The sequence below is a fragment of the Actinoplanes sp. NPDC049548 genome (assembly GCF_040676695.1).
In the GTDB taxonomy this organism is placed as follows: domain Bacteria; phylum Actinomycetota; class Actinomycetes; order Mycobacteriales; family Micromonosporaceae; genus Actinoplanes.
This window is the reverse complement of sequence record NZ_JBFAPM010000001.1, coordinates 141,968-157,557: the sequence shown is the minus strand read 5'-3', so window position 1 is coordinate 157,557 and position 15,590 is coordinate 141,968. Positions and strand designations below refer to the sequence as shown.

Genomic DNA, 15,590 nt, shown 5'->3' with positions numbered 1-15,590 from the left:
GCGCTCAGTCAACCTCGCCGGTACGACGAAATCACGGCCGGGGCGCCAAGAAGTGCCCAGGGTTACTGGTACTGGACCGGAAGGGCGTCTTTGCCCTTGCCCTTGAGGGAGGACTTCAGGGTGCTCGTGTTCACCCACAGATAGCAGCGCACGCCCCGGTCACCCATCTGCCACACGTCCTCCCCGCCCGGCAGCGACACCACACCGGCGCGGTACTGCAGGTCCTCGTCGTCGGGCACACCGGTGTACGAGGCGATCAGGCCGCGGCAGCCGTCGTGGAACTGGTCCCACTGCTCGGACGTCTTGGGGTACGGCCGGTCACCGGCGTCCCAGACCCCGACGAACTCGGCGTTGTGCGCGGCGGCGCAGGGCGCGGCCGGCATCGTGCCGATCTCGCCGTTCTTGTCCAGCTGCACCGAGTAGCAGGTGAGCAGCAGCGCGGACTTCGGCTCCTTCAGGGCGTCCCGGAGGCTTCCGACGCGCTGCACGAGTCCGCCGTCGTCCTCCACCGAGCTGGTCTCCAGCACCTCGCACCGGTACCAGCGCGCGCCTCCGGTCCAGGCGGCCCGGGTCGGCTGGGTCACTCCGATCCAGAGCCGCGCCGTGCGCCACGGCCCGCCGACGTAGGCGGTCGTCCTGGCGTCGCAGACCTGGTACGCCGCCCGCGCCCCGGCGGACCCGGCGGCGGGTGGCTCGGTCGCCTCGGCGGCGGGGCTGGGGTACTTGCCCACATAGACGGTCTCGGTGCGGTGCTTGAGCTCGCAGTTGACCTCCTCGTACGCCGCCCGCGAGCCGGACGCGGAGAAGTTGGCGAGGTGACAGGTCGCCGGGACGGGGGTGAAGCCGGTGGGCGCCCCGATCGCGGCCCAGCCGTTCATCAGGTCGCCGTCCACCCCGCCCGGGTTGCCGCAGCCGGCGAGGAGGGCAGCCGTCAACACGCTCACGGCCGCAGCGACGCCCCACCGGCGCCGCCGCCGGGAGAAGTGACGCATCAACCGAGCCCTCCGACCGCAGCCTGATGTCCGATTTGTCGATCATATGGCAATCGACAGGGCCGCCACGGCGCCTTCGAGAGACCCGGAACGCCGGATGGAGCGGCAACCCAGGAGAAGGCCGGCAGGAACAAGCCAGGAGCGGTAGGGGCAAGGACGGTCCGACAGCGCACGGAAGGGACCGCCCGAGGTGCGACGGACGGACGAAGACGCAGTTCAGCAGGCCGACAGCCAGCTCAGCGGGCGAAGTGCCAGCTCAGCAGGCCGAGAGGCGGCTCAGGGGGCGGAGAGCGTGAGGTCTCCGCGTACCAGATCTCCGGCCATGCCCTCGACCGCCGCCGCCGGGTCGGCGCCCAGCTCGATGATCGTGTTCTCGGCGTCCACGTGGACGATCCGCGGCTGGTAGGCGCGCGCCTCCGCCGAGTCCATCTGGCCGTAGGAGATGAGGATGACCAGGTCGCCCGGGTGCACGAGGTGGGCCGCCGCGCCGTTGATGCCGATCACGCCGGTGCCTCGCTCGCCCGGGATCACGTACGTCTCGAGGCGGGCGCCGTTGGTCACGTCCACGATCGCGACCTGCTCGCCGGGCAGCAGGTCCGCAGCCTCCATCAGGTCGAGGTCCACGGTCACCGAGCCGACGTAGTGCAGGTCGGCCTGCGTCACCGTGGCGCGGTGGATCTTGGACTTGAGCATGGTGCGCAGCATCAGGCGGCCTCTCCGAGGAACAGCGGTACGTTGTCGATCAGGCGGGTGGTGCCGACCTTGGCCGCCACGAGCAGCCGGGCAGGTCCGCTCGCCGGCGCGGGACCGAGCAGCGGGTCGGTCAGCGCCAGGTAGTCGACCTGCACGCCGGGCTCATCGGCGAGGATCTTGTTGGCCGCCTCCAGGACGCGGGTGCCGTCGTTCTGCAGGGCGCCCCCGCGGAGCGCGTGCGAGAGGGCGAGCGCCGCCTGCCGCTGCTCGATCGAGAGGTAGCGGTTGCGGCTCGACAGCGCCAGGCCGTCGGCTTCGCGGACGGTCGGCACGCCGATGATGTGCGTACCGATCTCCAGATCGGTGACCATGCGCTTGATCAGGGCGAGCTGCTGGTAGTCCTTCTCGCCGAAGAAGGCCACGTCCGCGCGGGTGAGCTGGAGCAGCTTGGCGACCACCGTGAGCATGCCGGAGAAGTGGCCCGGGCGGCTGGCACCCTCGAGGATCTCGCCCACCGGGCCGGCCGCGAGCGTCACCGACGGCGTGCCGCCCGGGTACATCTCGTCGCGGTCCGGGGCGAAGACCAGGTCGACGCCCTCGGCCGTGCACGCGTCGACGTCGGCCGCGAGCGTGCGCGGGTACTTGTCGAAGTCCTCGTTCGGGCCGAACTGCAGCGGGTTCACGAACACCGTGACGATCACGTAGTCCGACTGCGCGCGGGCCTCGCGCATCAGCTGCCGGTGCCCCTCGTGCAGCGCACCCATGGTCATCACGACGGCTACGCGGCCGGTGGCGGCCGCGCGGGCCGCGGCCAGCTCGCCGCGGGTGTGGACGAGAACGGTCATGAAGGGCTCCCAACAGTCGCGTGAGCGGAGGCGAGAACATCCAGCAGCAGCGCCGCGTCCTGCGGGCGCAGGCGTCCGGCGGCGATCGCCCGGTCGGCGGTCCGCCGGGCGAGAGCGAGGTAGGCCGGCGCCGACTCCGGCGTCAGGCGGTCGAGATGCTTGCGTACGGTGCCCGCATCGCCCCGCGACACCGGGCCGGTCAGGGCCGCATCGCCGAGCGCGAGCGCGTTGTCGAGGGCCGCGTGCAGCAGCGGCGACAGCACCACGCCGGGCTGCTCGACCCCGGCGGCGCGCAGCAGGTCGGCGGCCTCGTTGACGAGCGTGACCAGGTGGTTGGCGCCGTGTGCGAGGGCGGCGTGGTAGAGCGGCCGGGAGTCCTCGGCGACCCACTCCGGCACGCCGCCGAGGTCGGTGACCAGGCGCGCGGCGAACGCCCGGTCGCGGGCGGTCACCCCCCAGGCGATGCCGGGCAGCCGGTCCAGGTCGCCCGCCGCGCCGGTGAAGGTCATCGCCGGGTGCAGCGCGAGGCCGTCGACATCGCCCAGGATCGCGAGGCCGTGGGCTCCGGAGGTGTGCGCTACGACCGTACGGGCGGACAGCGATCCGGTCGCGGCGAGCCCGGCCACGACGCCGCCGAGCGCGTCGTCCGGAACGGCGAGGAGCAGGAGGTCGGTGGCGGCCCGGGCCACCTCGTCAGCCGGGAGGATCGCGGCCTGCGGCAGGAGGCGCCGGGCGCGGTCGAGAGATGCGCTGGAGACCGCCGCGGCGGCGACGACGTCATGCCCGGCGGCGGCGAGGGCGGCGCCCAGGACGGCACCCACCCGGCCCGCGCCCACAACGCCCACAACCAGCGGGTACGCGCGCGGTACTGCGCTCATATGCGAGATCCAGTCCTCGTGAAGGGGTACCGGTCGAGGAAAGTATGCGCCGGTGTAACAGCCCCGTGACAAGAGCGTGTGAACAACTGCACCGCCGCGCGGGGCCTAGATTGGCTCGTGTGACGAAGCTGGGTTGGCGGGCCGCCATGCATCACGCCCTGTACGGCCCCGCGGGGTTCTTCACCAATGCCGCGAGCGGCGGCCCGGCGGACCATTTCCGGACCAGCGTCCACGCCTCCCCGCTCTTCGCCTGCGCCCTGCTGCGCCTCGTCGAGCAGGTGGACGCCCGGCTCGGCAGCCCGCGCACCCTGCAGGTCGTGGACGTGGGGGCAGGCCGCGGCGAGCTGCTGGCGGCCCTGGCCGCCTCCGCCGCGGGCACCCCGCTGGCGGACCGGCTCCACCTCACCGGCGTCGAGGTCGCGCCCCGCCCCGCGGGGCTGCCCGGCACGATCGGCTGGCGGCGGACCATTCCCCCGGGCATCGTGGGCGTCCTGCTGGCCACCGAGTGGCTCGACAACGTGCCGCTCGACGTCGCGGAGATCGACCCCGCGGGCCGGGCCCGGCGGGTGCTCGTGGACCCGGCGACCGGCACGGAGTCGCTCGGCGCGGACGTGGACCCCGCCGACCGGTTCTGGCTCGCCCGCTGGTGGCCCGGTGCCGGGCTGGGCGACCGCGTCGAGATCGGCTGGCCCCGCGACGTGGCGTGGGCCGAAGCCGTCGCCTCGGTACGCCGGGGCTGCGCGCTGGCGATCGACTACGGGCATCTGCGCAGCGCCCGCCCCGCCCTGGGCACGCTCACGGGTTATCGCGGCGGGCGGCAGGTCCTGCCCGTACCGGATGGCAGTTGTGATGTGACCGCGCACGTCGCTCTGGACGCGGCGGCGGTGGCGGGCGGTACGCCGTACCGGATCATCACACAGCGGGCGGCGCTGCGAGCCCTGGGTGTCGACGGCGGCCGGCCACCGTTGGATCTTGCCCGCACGGACCCGGCGGGCTATCTGCGGGCGCTGGGGACCGCGGGGGCGGCGGCGGAGCTGACCGACGTGGCCGGGCTCGGCGGGCACTGGTGGCTGCTGCACGAGGTCGGGATCGAGCTTCGTGGGAGCATGTGAGCCGTGAGCGACTTGCGGGAGATGACCGTCGGGACCGGCGCCGGGCTCGACACCGCCGACATGGTGCTCAACATCGGCCCGCAGCACCCGTCGACGCACGGCGTGCTGCGGCTCAAGCTGACCCTGGACGGGGAGCGCGTCGTCGCGTGCGAGCCGATCGTCGGCTACATGCACCGCGGCGCCGAGAAGCTCTTCGAGGTCCGCGACTACCGGCAGATCATCGTGCTGGCGAACCGGCACGACTGGCTGTCCGCGTTCTCCAACGAGCTCGGCGTCGTGCTGGCCGTCGAGCGGCTCATGGGCATCGAGGTGCCGGAGCGGGCGACGTGGCTGCGGATGGCGCTCGCCGAGCTCAACCGCGTGCTCAACCACCTGATGTTCCTGGGGTCCTACCCGCTGGAGATCGGCGCGATCACGCCGATGTTTTACGCCTTCCGGGAGCGGGAGACCCTGCAGGCGGTCATGGAGGAGGTCTCCGGCGGCCGCATCCACTACATGTTCAACCGCGTCGGCGGGCTCAAGGAGGAGGTCCCGGCCGGCTGGACGCGCCGGGCCCGCGAGGCCATCGCGCTGGTCCGGCGCCGGATGCCCGACATCGACAACCTGATCCGCAGGAACGACATCTTTCTCGCCCGTACGGTCGGGGTCGGCGTCCTCACCGCCGAGCAGGCGGCGGCGTACGGCGCGTCCGGACCGGTGGCCCGCGCGAGTGGCCTCGACATGGACCTGCGGCGCGACGAGCCCTATCTGGCGTACGACCAGCTCGACGTGCCCGTGGTGACCCGGACGGCCGGTGACTGCCACTCGCGGTTCGAGGTGCTGCTCGAGCAGGCGTACGTGTCGCTGAACCTGGCCGAGGAGTGCCTGGACCGGGTGGACCGGATCGGCGGGCCGGTCAACGTGCGGCTGCCCAAGGTGGTCAAGGCTCCCGAGGGGCACACGTACGCGTGGACCGAGAACCCGCTCGGCATCAACGGGTACTACCTGGTGTCCCGCGGCGAGAAGACCCCGTGGCGGCTCAAGCTGCGGACGGCGTCGTACGCGAACGTCCAGGCCCTGGCGACGCTGATCCCGGGATGCCTGGTGCCGGACCTGATCGCGATCCTGGGCTCGATGTTCTTCGTCGTCGGCGACATCGACAAGTAGCCCGTCACCAGCGGCGGTGGCCGTCTCCGTAGCGGTTGTCGTCGTTGCCGTACACCCGGCCGTAGCCGTAGCCCGCGTCGGCGCCGTAGTCGTAGCTGCCGGACGACGTGAAGCCGCTGGTGTAGTCGCCGGCGGGCGGGTCGATCGGTCCCGTGCTCAGCCCGTAGGGCGGGCTCGGCTCCGGATCGGCCCAGCTCGACGGGGAGCCGCCGCTTTCCGGCAGCGACCAGTCGGCGTCGTCGGCCGGTGCCGAGTTCAGCCAGGCCGAGGCGGAGGACCAGTCGTCCGGCCCGGGTCCGCCGGCGCCGAAACGGGCGAGGTCCGTGCCGGTGTCGGGCGCGGCGTGCCGCCGGGACCGGCGCGGCGGCTCCGTCGTGCCGCCGCCGTGATAGACGGTGGCCGGGACCGAGGCGGCCGCGCGCTGCCGGGGTGCCGCCGGCGCGGACACCGATGCCGAGCCGGAGGCGGGGGTCCGCGGCTGCGCGGAGACCGGGACCGGGGCCACGGCGGCGGGCGCCACGGAGGCTGAAGCAACGGCGGGCCGGGGCGCGGGCGGAACGGATGCGGATGCGACCGCCGGACGGGCGGCGCCGGCAGGCGTGGGACCGGGTCCCCGCAGGCGGGCCACGTCGTCCTCCAGCACCTGCACCCGGTGCCCGGTCACACGAGCGGCGGCAGCGATCTCGTCCCGCAGCTCGCCGCGCAGCGAGTCCACCTCGGCGCCGACGCGGTCCTCGACGTCCATCTTGAGCAGAACCGGGTCGTTGCGGATCAGCAGGGAGGCGCCGAGGAGCACGACACAGACCGCGATCAGCAGCACGGCGAACCGGATCGACCCGGTGCCGCCGCCCACCAGCACGGAGATGGCCGCGACCGGGGCCAGGCCCACACCGCCCCAGATCAGCGCGCGCAGGAGACGGGCGCTCGGCTGCTCATCGGGGTCCCGCTCAGACATGGTCGCAGATGCTACCCAGAGTGGCAGCCGTGCCGAAACGGGCAGAATTCGGCGGACCGCTGCCCCCGGCCGCTGTCCACGATGTATCAGCAGGTGAAGCCAGGTACCGCGGCGGTTGCGAGCCTCGGAAATCAGGTCACTGCACCCGTCCGGGTGAGTGCTCCCGCCCGCCGGACCGCGGGCCCGGCGGGCGGGAATCGTGGCTCAGCCGGCCGCCAGTGCACCGTCCGAGCTGAACACCAGGCCGACGCTGATCGTGCCCTGCTTCAACCCGGTCTTCGTCAGCGGACCGCCCGCGTCCAGCGAGCTGAACTTGCCCGCCTGGAACTTGTACGTCTCGACGAGGCCCTGCTGGCACTTCGGCCGCTGCGGGCACTCCGGCGGGCCGCCGAGCACCGTCGCCGCGCCCGAGCACTTGGCGGCGAGGTCGGAGAGCGACTTGACGCCGTACTTGGTCGCGAACGCCTCGGTGGTGGCGAAGGCGTTCTGGTCCTGGGCCGCCGACGGCGTGCCGAACACGAGGCCGGACTTCTCGCCGAGGGTCTTCAGGTTCGCCACCGTCGTGTTCAGGTCCGGCGAGGACGGGTCCTTGGCATCCTTGCCGTCGACCTTGCCGGACAGGAAGGTGGCGAGGGTGGCCGCATACTCCGGTACGACGTCGATGTCGCCCTTCTCGAGGGCCGGCTCGTACAGCTCGCGGTTGCCGATCTGCTGGACCTTCACCTGGTAGCCCGCGGCGGTCAGCACGATGTTGTAGAGCTCGCCCAGCGTCGCGTTCTCGGCGAAGTTGGCGGCGCCGACGGTGATGGCACCGCCCGGGCCCTTCTGGATGCCGGCGGTCAGGTTGTTGGCCGTGGCGAAGTCCTGCGCCGCCGCCTTGGACGACTTGCGGTCGATGTCGACCGCCTTGTTCAGCTCGATGAGCTTGGTGGTGTCGAGGGCCGCGGAGACCTTGTCCAGCGCGGCGATGAGCTGCGGCGACGAGGACTTCTTGTTGATCGCCGGGATGACGTTGTCGGTGTTCTGCAGCTGCTTGTCGTCGGTGAGGACGACGAGCGTGTCGCCCGCCACGGGGGCGCAGCCGGCGCCGGAGGCGGAGCTGGGCGGGGCCGCGGTGCCGGACGATCCGGACTCGCCGCAGCCGGTCAGGATGACGGCGGCGGTCATGAGAGTGCCGGCCGTCAGGAGCAGGTGTCGACGCATACTGCCGCCTTCTGTGTCCCGGCACGACCGGAGGGCCGCGCCGCGTGTCCGACGGGCAGTCGAAGATCCGATGCCCGCATTGTCGTGCTGCCCGGGAAAGGGCCGCACCCCCGTTGATAACCGGGGGGTACGACAACCTATGCCGCCGACGGTCCTACGTTGCCCATTCGTTATATAGGAAAACGCATGACTCACGAGATATCGGGAATGCCCCGGAGTTCACCCCGCGGGCGCCGCGGCGGTGGGACGACGGCGCTGCCGGCCTCGGAGGGCCTGCGGGGTCACCAGCCGCTGCACGCCGGCCAGCAACGCCTCGACGAGAAGAGCCAGCAGGGCGACCGCGATGCCGCCGGCCACGATCTGCCCGCCGCCGCCGTTGCTCATGCCGATGCCGAAGCCCGCCGCGATGATCTCGCCGAGGCCGCCGCCGTTGACGAACGCCGCCAGCGCCGCCGTGGCGACGACCTGCACCGCCGCCGTACGCAGACCGGCCGCGAGATAGGGCACCGAGAGCGGCAGCTCCACCTGCCGCAGCAGCTGACCGCCCGACAGGCCCATCCCCTTGGCCGCGTCGCGCGTCTCCGGGTCGATCTGCCGCAACCCCGTGTACGCGTTGGCCAGCAGCGGCGGCACGGCGAACACCGCGAGCGCCACGACGACCGGCGGCTTGCCGAAGCCCAGCGGGGTCAGCGGCAGGATGGTCAGCAGCGCCAGGGTCGGGATGGCCAGGGTGAGGTTGGCGAAGGTGATGACCGCGCCGCCGCCCCTGCCCCGGTGGCCGAGCCAGATGCCCAGGGGCCAGCCGATCGCGCAGCCCAGCAGCACCGCCCACAAACTGATGACCAGGTGCTCCTCCAGCCGGTCCAGCAGGCCGCCGGGGTTGGTCCAGTTCAGCGGGTCGTTCAGCCAGATGAAGCCCTCGCGGAAGTAGTTCACGAGCGGCGCTCCCGGGTCCAGGGCGTGAGCAGCCGGCCCACGCCGGCCAGGACGAGGTCGAGGACGAGGGCGAGCCCGACGCACAGGATCGTGCCGGTCATGATCTCGGCCTTGTAGAAGTTGTTGCGGAACCCGCCGAGGATCATCTCGCCCAGGCCGCCCTTGCCGATCAGCGAGCCGACCGTGACCAGGGCGACCGTGGACACCGTGGCGAGGCGCAGGCCGGTGAGGATGCCGGGCAGCGCCAGCGGCAGCTCGATGCGCAGCAGCCTTCCGACCCGGCCGTACCCCATGCCCGCCGCCGCGTCCCGGACCTCGCCCGGGACCTGGGTGAGGCCGGCGAGGGAGTTGCGGACCAGGACCAGCAGCGCGTACAGGACCAAGGCGATCAAGACCGACGTATCGCTCGTGGTGCCCACGGCCGGGGCGACGAGGGCGAGAAGCGCCAGCGACGGAATCGTGTACAGGACGCCGGAGAGTGCAAGAATCGGGCCGGTCAGCGGTCGCCACCAGTAGGCGACGACCGCGAGCGGCAGGGCGACGACCAAGGCGATGACGACTGCGCGCGCGGTAAGACCGGCGTGGAACTGCAGCGCCGACAGGATCTCGTCAGCGTTGTCGTGGACATAGCGCCAGGAGAACCACGGATTTCCCGGCCCGTCAGCGGGGGCGGCCAGGGGCCACGCAGGCGCCGGGGCCCTCGACAGGAAGGACATACGTGGACGCTACCGCGATCAACGACTCCGGCGCTGGCCGGACCGCGGCGTCGATCACGCTCGAGAACGTGGGCAAGGTCTACCCCGACGGCACCGTGGCCGTCGGCGACATCAGCCTCGAGGTCGCCGCGGGTGAGCTGGCCGTCCTCATCGGCCCGTCGGGCTGCGGGAAATCGACGGTGCTGCGCATGCTCAACAGGCTCATCGAGCCGTCGAAGGGCCGGATCCTGATCGACGGTGAGGACATCACCCGGCGGGACCCGGTCGAGCTGCGCCGGCACATCGGCTACGTGATCCAGAACGTGGGACTCTTCCCGCACCAGACGATCCGCACCAACGTCGGCACGGTCCCGCGGCTGCTCGGCTGGGACCGCAAGAAGATCAAGGCGCGCGCCGAGGAGCTGCTCGACCTCGTCGGTCTCGACCCGAAACGGTACGCGGGCCGCTATCCGCACGAGCTCTCCGGCGGCCAGCGGCAGCGGGTGGGCGTGGCGCGTGCCCTGGCCGCGGATCCGCTGGTGCTGCTGATGGACGAGCCGTTCTCCGCGGTCGACCCGATCGTCCGGGGCCGCCTGCAGGAGGAGTTCCTGCGGCTGCAGGCCACGGTCCGCAAGACCATCGTGCTGGTCACCCACGACATCGACGAAGCGGTACGGCTCGGCGACCGCATCGCGGTGCTCGGCGAGGGCGGGCGGCTGATGCAGTACGCCGGCCCGGCCGAGCTGCTCAGCGAGCCGGCGTCCGAGGAGGTCAGCCGCTTCGTGGGCAACGACCGGGGCATCCGGCGGCTGGCGGTCACCAAGGTGCGCGACGCGATGCGCCCGATCGGCCAGATCGAGGAGATCGAGCGGCTGCCGACCGTCGACGCGGACGGCAGCCTCTACGACGCCCTCTCGGCGATGCTCACCAGCGACGCGCTGAACGTGGTGGCGATGGAGGACGGGACCCCCGTGGGGGCGGTGTCACGCTCGGCGCTCTTCGACGTACCGAACAAGGAAGCGCCGGCACCAGCGTGACACCGGCCGCTAGCGGGTCCCTCGGCGGCCGCCGAGGGTGGCGATGCCGATGATCCAGCCGACGAACAGCCCGTAGGTGGCGCCGTCGCCCGCCGCACGGAACGCTCCGAGCAGTGACGGGTTCGCCAGGAACAGCGTGGTGAGCAGCGCGGCGAAACCACCGGCGAAGATGTACGACGCCCAGCCCGCGAAGAACTGGCTGATCGTGCCGCGCGCCCGGGCCAGCTGGGACCCGGGCAGCAGGTAGAGGAAGAGCAGGGTCAGCACCACGACCAGGATCGCCTTGAGGTCGGCGATGATGATCGAGCGCAGCGAGTCGTCGGAGTCGAAGCGCCAGTGCGGCCACGCGAGCAGGCGCAGCCACCAGCCTCCGGCGGTGTCCGGATCGGTGTTGTCCGCGGCCCAGTCGGCATACCAGGGGCTGCCGAAGACCAGGACCAGGATGAGTGCGGCGAGCGTGCCCGCACCCGGCGCGGTCTTGTAGCGATTGGTGAGAGCCATGGCCCGCTATTTCCCAGCGGGCGATCACTTTCAAACGAAGGGCATGGATGGGCTAGTGCTTCTGCAGGTAGTCGATGAAGGCGGCCCGAAGCAACGGCTCCTGCTCCCCGTACCCATGTCCGGTCAATTCACGCCACAACGCCACCGCTTCGTCGACCGTGGGGCCGACGGTGTTGGGTGCGCCGTCGAGCGTGGCGGCCTCGTCCGAGTCGGGCAGGTGCTTGAACACCGACCAGAAGAAGCCGAGGTCGCGGCGCTCCCGGGCCCGGGCGAAGGCGCGCTCGCGCAGCTCCTCGGTGGTCAGGGCGTCCAGCTCGGCGAAGGTCGCATCGGTCATGCCGTCAGCATAGGGCGGCGGCCGTACGCCTCAGCGCCCGCTGCCCCAGGGGCCGAGATCCCACTGGACGGACGAGCGGCCCGACGAGGTCGTCGACGGGGACCACGACTCCGGCACGTCGCCCTGGGAGCCACCGGTCCAGTCGTCGTCGACACCGAGGATCGGCAGCGGCCGCCCGTACGTCTCGATCAGCCGGGTCACCAGCAGCCCGGCGCCGATCGTGGCGGCACCGATCGCGAACAGGGCGATGTCGAAGTTGCGCCGGTCCGCGTAGTCGAGGAACAGCGTCAGTCCGGCCACCGCGAGCAGCGTGCCGAAGATGCCACCGCGGCGGCCGTACGCGCTGGTGCCCGCCAGCAGCGCCGCACCGAACGCGATGCCGGTCCACTCGAGGCCGGTCCCGGGCAGGATCGGGACGGTCGACTTCGCGGCCATGAGGATGCCGGCGCCGACGGCGAAGACCGACGACACCACCAGCGCCGCAAGCACGGGGAACACCGCCCCCGCGCCGGGCCGGGCCGCCGGGTCGCCCACCGGGCGCATCCTGCCGAGCGAGCGCCGGATCGACGTGACGGTGCCCAGCGCGCCGCCGATCACGGCCAGCAGCGCGAAGCCACCGAAGAGGTAGAACGCGTGGTCGGAGGGGTCGTAGTCGCCCTGCACGGCGACCGGCCCGGTGCGCAGCTGGTCGTACACGATGACACCCATCGCGGCGGCCAGCGACGTCGCCCACCCCGGCACGTGCAGCACCAGCACGAGCACCGCGGCCATCAGTCCCCCGGCGGCGGCGATCGCCAGCGCCGGCACGGCGGCGCGGACCAGACCCTCGTCACCGTTCTCGGCGAAGTGCAGCGACGCGGCCAGAGCGATCGGGCCGACAGCGAGATTCGGTACGCCGGCACGCAGCGTCAGCCCCGCCCCGAGCGCCAGCAGCCCGGTCGCGGCGCCCGAGATGAGCAGAGTGTCCAGGGCCGGCCGGCGCAGGGAGGCGGGATCGAGGCGATACAGCAGGTAGGCGACCGCCGCCACGGCCAGCAGCAGCACGATCTCCCAGCCGATGTGCACGCCCAGCCGGTCCCGCGCGTCGTCCCAGTCGCGGCGCGGCCCGTCGGTCACCGGCTCGGTCAGCCGTACGCCCGAATCCGCCAGGTCCGTGTCACGCCGCCGGCCGCGGAAGTCGGTGGAAGCGGAGCCCGTCCGGTAGGCCGAGGGGTCGGCGGAAGTCTGGTTGTCGCCGGCGTTGCGACGGTATGTGGTCTCGTCGTAGGCCATCTCGTCCACCTCCTCCGCCGCGGCTCAGCATACGGAAGCGAGGGGGCTACGGTTCAAGAGCCGAACGGGCCGCAGAATCAGGGACGACCGGCGCGCCGGCCCGGGTCGTCGCCGTTCTTCTGATCCGGCTCCTCGGGCACCCGGCACGCGCGCTCCAGCCACAGCGCCGCCCCGACGAGCGCGAGGGACGCCACGACGCCGCCGATCGCGGCCGGCACGTCGTCGGTGGCCGCCTTCGTGGGTTCGAGCGCCAGCCACGCGAGCAGGCCCGCCGAGAACCCGGCGAAGATCGCACCGGCCAGCGAGGACGCCTTGGCGAGCACGGCGTAGCGGGCGACCGCCAGCGGGTCGACCCGGGGCGCGCCGGGTCTGCGCTGGATCCGCGCGATCGTGTTCTGCGCGAGGAAGGCCTCGGCGATCGCCAGCGCGGCGAGCACGATGATCGGCAGCCAGGGCAGCCGCGGCCACCGTGCGTAGAACGAGCTGAGGAGGAGCCAGCCGGCCGCGGCCGACGCGAGAGCGGCGACGGCCAGCGCCGAGAGGCTGGTCGGCCGCATCGACGGGTCGTGGCCGGCACCGCCGGGGTTGCTGCTCACTCCTGAGACTCTAACGTCAGGTCGGGGCGCGGGCTGATCGCCTGCGCGTCGGCGGCGAGCTGCGGCAGGTTCAGCAGGTCGGTCACCCACCCGTGGCCGGGGAGCTGCGCGTACGGCTGGATGTCGAGCCACGGCTTCAGCACGAACGCCCGCTCGTGCGCGCGCGGGTGCGGCAGGATCAGCTCCGGATCGTCGCTGGTCACGGGCGTGCCGTCGTCCTGCCAGACGGCGATGACGTCGACGTCGAGCGTGCGCGGGCCGAACCGGCGTTCCGGGTCACGAACCCGGCCGGCGGTCGTCTCCAGATTCCGGACCCGGTCCAGCCAGGCCCGGTGGTCCACCGCCGGGTCGGCCGCCAGCACGATCGCATTCAGGTACGCGGGCTGCTCGGTGTCCCCCCAGGGCGGGGTCTCGTACACGCCGGAGACCAGCACCACGCTGTCGCCCAGCCCCTCGACGGCACCTCTCAGGTACGCGTACCTGTCGTCGAGGTTGCTGCCGACCGACAGGACGGCCCGGGTCACCGGGTCCGCCGGAGGGTGACGGCCACGTCCGCGAACTCGTGCGGGATGGGCGCCTGCGGCTTGTGCACGGTGACCGTGGCGGCGTGGACCCGGTCGTCGTCGAGGCACACCACGGCGAGCCGGTCGGCCAGCGTCTCGATCAGGTTGACGGGCTCGCCCGCCACGACCTCGACCAGGCGGCCGGCCAGCTCGCCGTAGTGGACGGTGTCGTTGATGTGGTCGCTGGCCGCCGCCTTGGCGAGGTCGATCTCGAGCTCCACGTCGACCACGAAGTCCTGGCCGTCGCGCCGCTCGAAGTCGAAGACGCCGTGGTTGCCGCGTACCCGAAGGCCGCTCAGCGATATCCGGTCACTCATGGCTGTGCCTTTCGCAGGTGTGGACTTCCGGTGGCCCGCCACACGGCGAGTGCGTCGGTGGTGGCCCGGACGTCGTGGACCCGGACGCCCCAGGCCCCGGCGGCCACGGCCAGGACGGATGTCGCGATCGTGGCAGCCTCACGGCCGTCGACCGGGCGCGGCTCGCCGTCGGCGTCCGCCAGCAGCCGGCCGAGGTAGGTCTTGCGGGACGCGGCGAACAGCACCGGGTGGCCCAGGGCGACCAGCTCGTCCAGGTGGGCGCTCAAAGCCCAGTTGTGCTCCGCGCGCTTGGCGAAGCCCAGGCCGGGATCCAGGACGATCCGCGTCGGGTCGACGCCGGCGGCGACCGCCTCGTCCACCCGCTGCCGCAGCTCGTCGCGGACCTCGGCGACGACGTCCTGGTAGACGGCGAGATCCTGCATGCGCCGGGAGTGCCCACGCCAGTGCATCAACACCCAGGGGCAGCCGGCGTCCGCCACCACCGCGGCCATACCGGGGTCGGCCAGGCCGCCGGACACGTCGTTGACCACGGTCGCGCCCGCCTCGAGCGCCGCGGCGGCCACCGCTGCCCGGGTGGTGTCGATGCTGAGCGGCACGCCCGCCGCCGCGAGCTCGCGGATGACCGGAAGGACCCGGGCGGTCTCGGTGGGCGCGTCCACCCGGTCGGCGCCCGGACGGGTGGATTCACCGCCGACGTCGACGAGGTCGGCACCCTGGCGATGCAGGGCGACGCCGTGAGCGACGGCCGCATCAAGATCGGCATACCTACCGCCGTCGGAGAACGAGTCCGGCGTGACGTTCAGCACCCCCATCACGACCGGGTGATCTTGATGAAGCAGCAGGTCGCCCGCGCCCTGCCGGGTCGTTGCGCTACCGGTCGGCTCACTCACGGGAAGACGGTACCGGGCCGAGGTCATTAGTACACGTGTACGATCGGGAATGACTCAAGTTCAGTCACGTGTTTACCTTGGGTAACGAATCAGTCAGCTTGTAGGTAAGAAGTACGGCCCGTACGCTTCGGAGCTAGGCATCATTATTGAACCGAAGAGAGCAGACGGGCGTGGGTAGGACAGCGGAGCCCATCAGGATCGTGACCGCGCACTCGACGCGGTGAGCGGGAAGTAGCACCATATGGGCGTTGCCGTCAGGCTTCACAACTGCAGCGTGGCCGGCGCCCTCACGCCGGGCACCCGGGAGGTTTACCAATGATCGCCACAGAGCTCGCCGCGCAAGTCGCGACGGCAATGCAGCATGGCGCCACCCTTGCCGCACCGGAGCCCAAGGGCATCAACACCGAAGGCGTCGTCACCTTCTTCGCCAGCAACATCGCCCCGATCCTGCTGGCCGTGCTCGGCATCATCTTCATCGGCCGGGCCAGCCGCGGCGAGATCTCCAAGGTGCTGACCAGCAGCGCGATCGCCATCGTCGGCCTCGCGTTCATCGCCGGAGCCGCGACGCTGTTCTTCGTCGGCGACTACCTCATCGACCTCATCTTCAGCTGAGACCCGAGCT

At 71.9% G+C, this 15,590-nt stretch carries 19 protein-coding genes; 4 read left to right on the top strand and 15 right to left on the bottom strand.

Translation table 11 applies throughout. From position 1 onward, the window contains the following. Positions 1–62: 62 nt before the first annotated feature. The 4 genes from AB0J80_RS00735 to AB0J80_RS00720 form a co-directional block, all read right to left on the bottom strand. Positions 63–944 carry a septum formation family protein gene (locus AB0J80_RS00735; RefSeq protein ID WP_364698825.1) on the bottom strand — a complete coding sequence of 294 codons (882 nt, stop codon included), beginning with the start codon at positions 942–944 and terminating at the stop codon, positions 63–65. A 324-nt stretch (positions 945–1,268) separates the two neighbouring features. Continuing rightward, positions 1,269–1,697, bottom strand: a complete 429-nt coding sequence (panD, locus tag AB0J80_RS00730; RefSeq protein ID WP_364698823.1) for an aspartate 1-decarboxylase — start codon at positions 1,695–1,697, stop codon at positions 1,269–1,271. Beyond that, complete coding sequence (gene panC, locus AB0J80_RS00725) at positions 1,697–2,530, bottom strand: pantoate--beta-alanine ligase (RefSeq protein ID WP_364698821.1); 834 nt, start codon at positions 2,528–2,530, stop codon at positions 1,697–1,699. Before panC ends, panD begins: the two co-directional genes overlap by 1 nt. Next, positions 2,527–3,408, bottom strand: a complete 882-nt coding sequence (locus AB0J80_RS00720) for a Rossmann-like and DUF2520 domain-containing protein (RefSeq protein WP_364698819.1) — start codon at positions 3,406–3,408, stop codon at positions 2,527–2,529. Before AB0J80_RS00720 ends, panC begins: the two co-directional genes overlap by 4 nt. Before the next feature lie 146 nt (positions 3,409–3,554). Between AB0J80_RS00720 and AB0J80_RS00715 the strand changes: the two genes are divergently transcribed. Beyond that, positions 3,555–4,520, top strand: a complete 966-nt coding sequence (locus AB0J80_RS00715; protein WP_364700122.1) for an SAM-dependent methyltransferase — start codon at positions 3,555–3,557, stop codon at positions 4,518–4,520. A 21-nt stretch (positions 4,521–4,541) separates the two neighbouring features. Next, complete coding sequence (locus AB0J80_RS00710; RefSeq protein ID WP_364700120.1) at positions 4,542–5,666, top strand: NADH-quinone oxidoreductase subunit D; 1,125 nt, start codon at positions 4,542–4,544, stop codon at positions 5,664–5,666. A gap of 4 nt (positions 5,667–5,670) precedes the next feature. On the opposite strand, the gene AB0J80_RS00705 is transcribed toward AB0J80_RS00710, so the two are convergent. The 4 genes from AB0J80_RS00705 to AB0J80_RS00690 form a co-directional block, all read right to left on the bottom strand. Then, entirely contained in the window at positions 5,671–6,621 is a 951-nt protein-coding gene (locus AB0J80_RS00705; RefSeq protein ID WP_364698817.1) for a hypothetical protein, read from the bottom strand. Between the two features lie 204 nt (positions 6,622–6,825). Further along, on the bottom strand, positions 6,826–7,824 hold the full coding sequence (locus tag AB0J80_RS00700) for a glycine betaine ABC transporter substrate-binding protein (RefSeq protein ID WP_364698815.1): 999 nt from the start codon (positions 7,822–7,824) through the stop codon (positions 6,826–6,828). 219 nt (positions 7,825–8,043) lie between these two features. Further along, the gene (locus AB0J80_RS00695; RefSeq protein ID WP_364698813.1) at positions 8,044–8,760 is read right to left on the bottom strand and encodes an ABC transporter permease subunit; all 717 of its coding nucleotides are present in this window, start codon (positions 8,758–8,760) and stop codon (positions 8,044–8,046) included. After that, positions 8,757–9,476: an ABC transporter permease subunit gene (locus AB0J80_RS00690; protein WP_364698811.1), complete on the bottom strand. Its 720-nt coding sequence runs from the start codon at positions 9,474–9,476 to the stop codon at positions 8,757–8,759. The genes AB0J80_RS00695 and AB0J80_RS00690 overlap by 4 nt, the downstream gene beginning before the upstream one ends. Before the next feature lie 2 nt (positions 9,477–9,478). Between AB0J80_RS00690 and AB0J80_RS00685 the strand changes: the two genes are divergently transcribed. After that, the gene (locus AB0J80_RS00685) at positions 9,479–10,492 is read left to right on the top strand and encodes an ABC transporter ATP-binding protein (RefSeq protein ID WP_364698809.1); all 1,014 of its coding nucleotides are present in this window, start codon (positions 9,479–9,481) and stop codon (positions 10,490–10,492) included. Positions 10,493–10,501: 9 nt separating this feature from the next. Here the strand turns inward: AB0J80_RS00685 and AB0J80_RS00680 are convergent, their stop codons facing one another. The 7 genes from AB0J80_RS00680 to folP all read right to left on the bottom strand — a co-directional run bounded on the left by AB0J80_RS00680 (position 10,502) and on the right by folP (position 14,890). After that, entirely contained in the window at positions 10,502–10,993 is a 492-nt protein-coding gene (locus tag AB0J80_RS00680) for a hypothetical protein (protein WP_364698807.1), read from the bottom strand. A gap of 52 nt (positions 10,994–11,045) precedes the next feature. Next, positions 11,046–11,330 carry a hypothetical protein gene (locus AB0J80_RS00675; protein WP_364698805.1) on the bottom strand — a complete coding sequence of 95 codons (285 nt, stop codon included), beginning with the start codon at positions 11,328–11,330 and terminating at the stop codon, positions 11,046–11,048. Positions 11,331–11,360: 30 nt separating this feature from the next. Beyond that, positions 11,361–12,602: an ABC transporter permease gene (locus AB0J80_RS00670; RefSeq protein WP_364698803.1), complete on the bottom strand. Its 1,242-nt coding sequence runs from the start codon at positions 12,600–12,602 to the stop codon at positions 11,361–11,363. Between the two features lie 77 nt (positions 12,603–12,679). After that, positions 12,680–13,159: a DUF3180 domain-containing protein gene (locus AB0J80_RS00665; RefSeq protein ID WP_364700118.1), complete on the bottom strand. Its 480-nt coding sequence runs from the start codon at positions 13,157–13,159 to the stop codon at positions 12,680–12,682. Positions 13,160–13,194: 35 nt separating this feature from the next. Next, the gene (gene folK / locus AB0J80_RS00660) at positions 13,195–13,722 is read right to left on the bottom strand and encodes a 2-amino-4-hydroxy-6-hydroxymethyldihydropteridine diphosphokinase (RefSeq protein WP_364698801.1); all 528 of its coding nucleotides are present in this window, start codon (positions 13,720–13,722) and stop codon (positions 13,195–13,197) included. Continuing rightward, positions 13,719–14,078, bottom strand: a complete 360-nt coding sequence (gene folB, locus AB0J80_RS00655) for a dihydroneopterin aldolase (RefSeq protein WP_364698799.1) — start codon at positions 14,076–14,078, stop codon at positions 13,719–13,721. The genes folK and folB overlap by 4 nt, the downstream gene beginning before the upstream one ends. After that, positions 14,075–14,890: a dihydropteroate synthase gene (gene folP, locus AB0J80_RS00650; protein ID WP_364700116.1), complete on the bottom strand. Its 816-nt coding sequence runs from the start codon at positions 14,888–14,890 to the stop codon at positions 14,075–14,077. The genes folB and folP overlap by 4 nt, the downstream gene beginning before the upstream one ends. A gap of 393 nt (positions 14,891–15,283) precedes the next feature. Here folP and AB0J80_RS00645 point away from each other — a divergent pair, with 393 nt between their 5' ends. Then, positions 15,284–15,580, top strand: a complete 297-nt coding sequence (locus AB0J80_RS00645) for a hypothetical protein (protein ID WP_364698797.1) — start codon at positions 15,284–15,286, stop codon at positions 15,578–15,580. Positions 15,581–15,590 lie beyond the last annotated feature (10 nt).

Bases quoted from the DNA above. Each gene is read 5' to 3' on its own strand.
- AB0J80_RS00665 (WP_364700118.1), bottom strand. From the start codon at position 13,159: ATGCGGCCGACCAGCCTCTCGGCGCTGGCCGTCGCCGCTCTCGCGTCG.
- AB0J80_RS00705 (WP_364698817.1), bottom strand. From the start codon at position 6,621: ATGTCTGAGCGGGACCCCGATGAGCAGCCGAGCGCCCGTCTCCTGCGC.
- AB0J80_RS00680 (WP_364698807.1), bottom strand. From the start codon at position 10,993: ATGGCTCTCACCAATCGCTACAAGACCGCGCCGGGTGCGGGCACGCTC.
- AB0J80_RS00690 (WP_364698811.1), bottom strand. From the start codon at position 9,476: ATGTCCTTCCTGTCGAGGGCCCCGGCGCCTGCGTGGCCCCTGGCCGCC.
- folB (WP_364698799.1), bottom strand. From the start codon at position 14,078: ATGAGTGACCGGATATCGCTGAGCGGCCTTCGGGTACGCGGCAACCAC.
- panD (WP_364698823.1), bottom strand. From the start codon at position 1,697: ATGCTGCGCACCATGCTCAAGTCCAAGATCCACCGCGCCACGGTGACG.
- AB0J80_RS00700 (WP_364698815.1), bottom strand. From the start codon at position 7,824: ATGCGTCGACACCTGCTCCTGACGGCCGGCACTCTCATGACCGCCGCC.
- AB0J80_RS00645 (WP_364698797.1), top strand. From the start codon at position 15,284: ATGATCGCCACAGAGCTCGCCGCGCAAGTCGCGACGGCAATGCAGCAT.
- AB0J80_RS00720 (WP_364698819.1), bottom strand. From the start codon at position 3,408: ATGAGCGCAGTACCGCGCGCGTACCCGCTGGTTGTGGGCGTTGTGGGC.
- panC (WP_364698821.1), bottom strand. From the start codon at position 2,530: ATGACCGTTCTCGTCCACACCCGCGGCGAGCTGGCCGCGGCCCGCGCG.
- AB0J80_RS00715 (WP_364700122.1), top strand. From the start codon at position 3,555: ATGCATCACGCCCTGTACGGCCCCGCGGGGTTCTTCACCAATGCCGCG.
- AB0J80_RS00670 (WP_364698803.1), bottom strand. From the start codon at position 12,602: ATGGCCTACGACGAGACCACATACCGTCGCAACGCCGGCGACAACCAG.
- folP (WP_364700116.1), bottom strand. From the start codon at position 14,890: ATGGGGGTGCTGAACGTCACGCCGGACTCGTTCTCCGACGGCGGTAGG.
- AB0J80_RS00675 (WP_364698805.1), bottom strand. From the start codon at position 11,330: ATGACCGATGCGACCTTCGCCGAGCTGGACGCCCTGACCACCGAGGAG.
- AB0J80_RS00710 (WP_364700120.1), top strand. From the start codon at position 4,542: ATGACCGTCGGGACCGGCGCCGGGCTCGACACCGCCGACATGGTGCTC.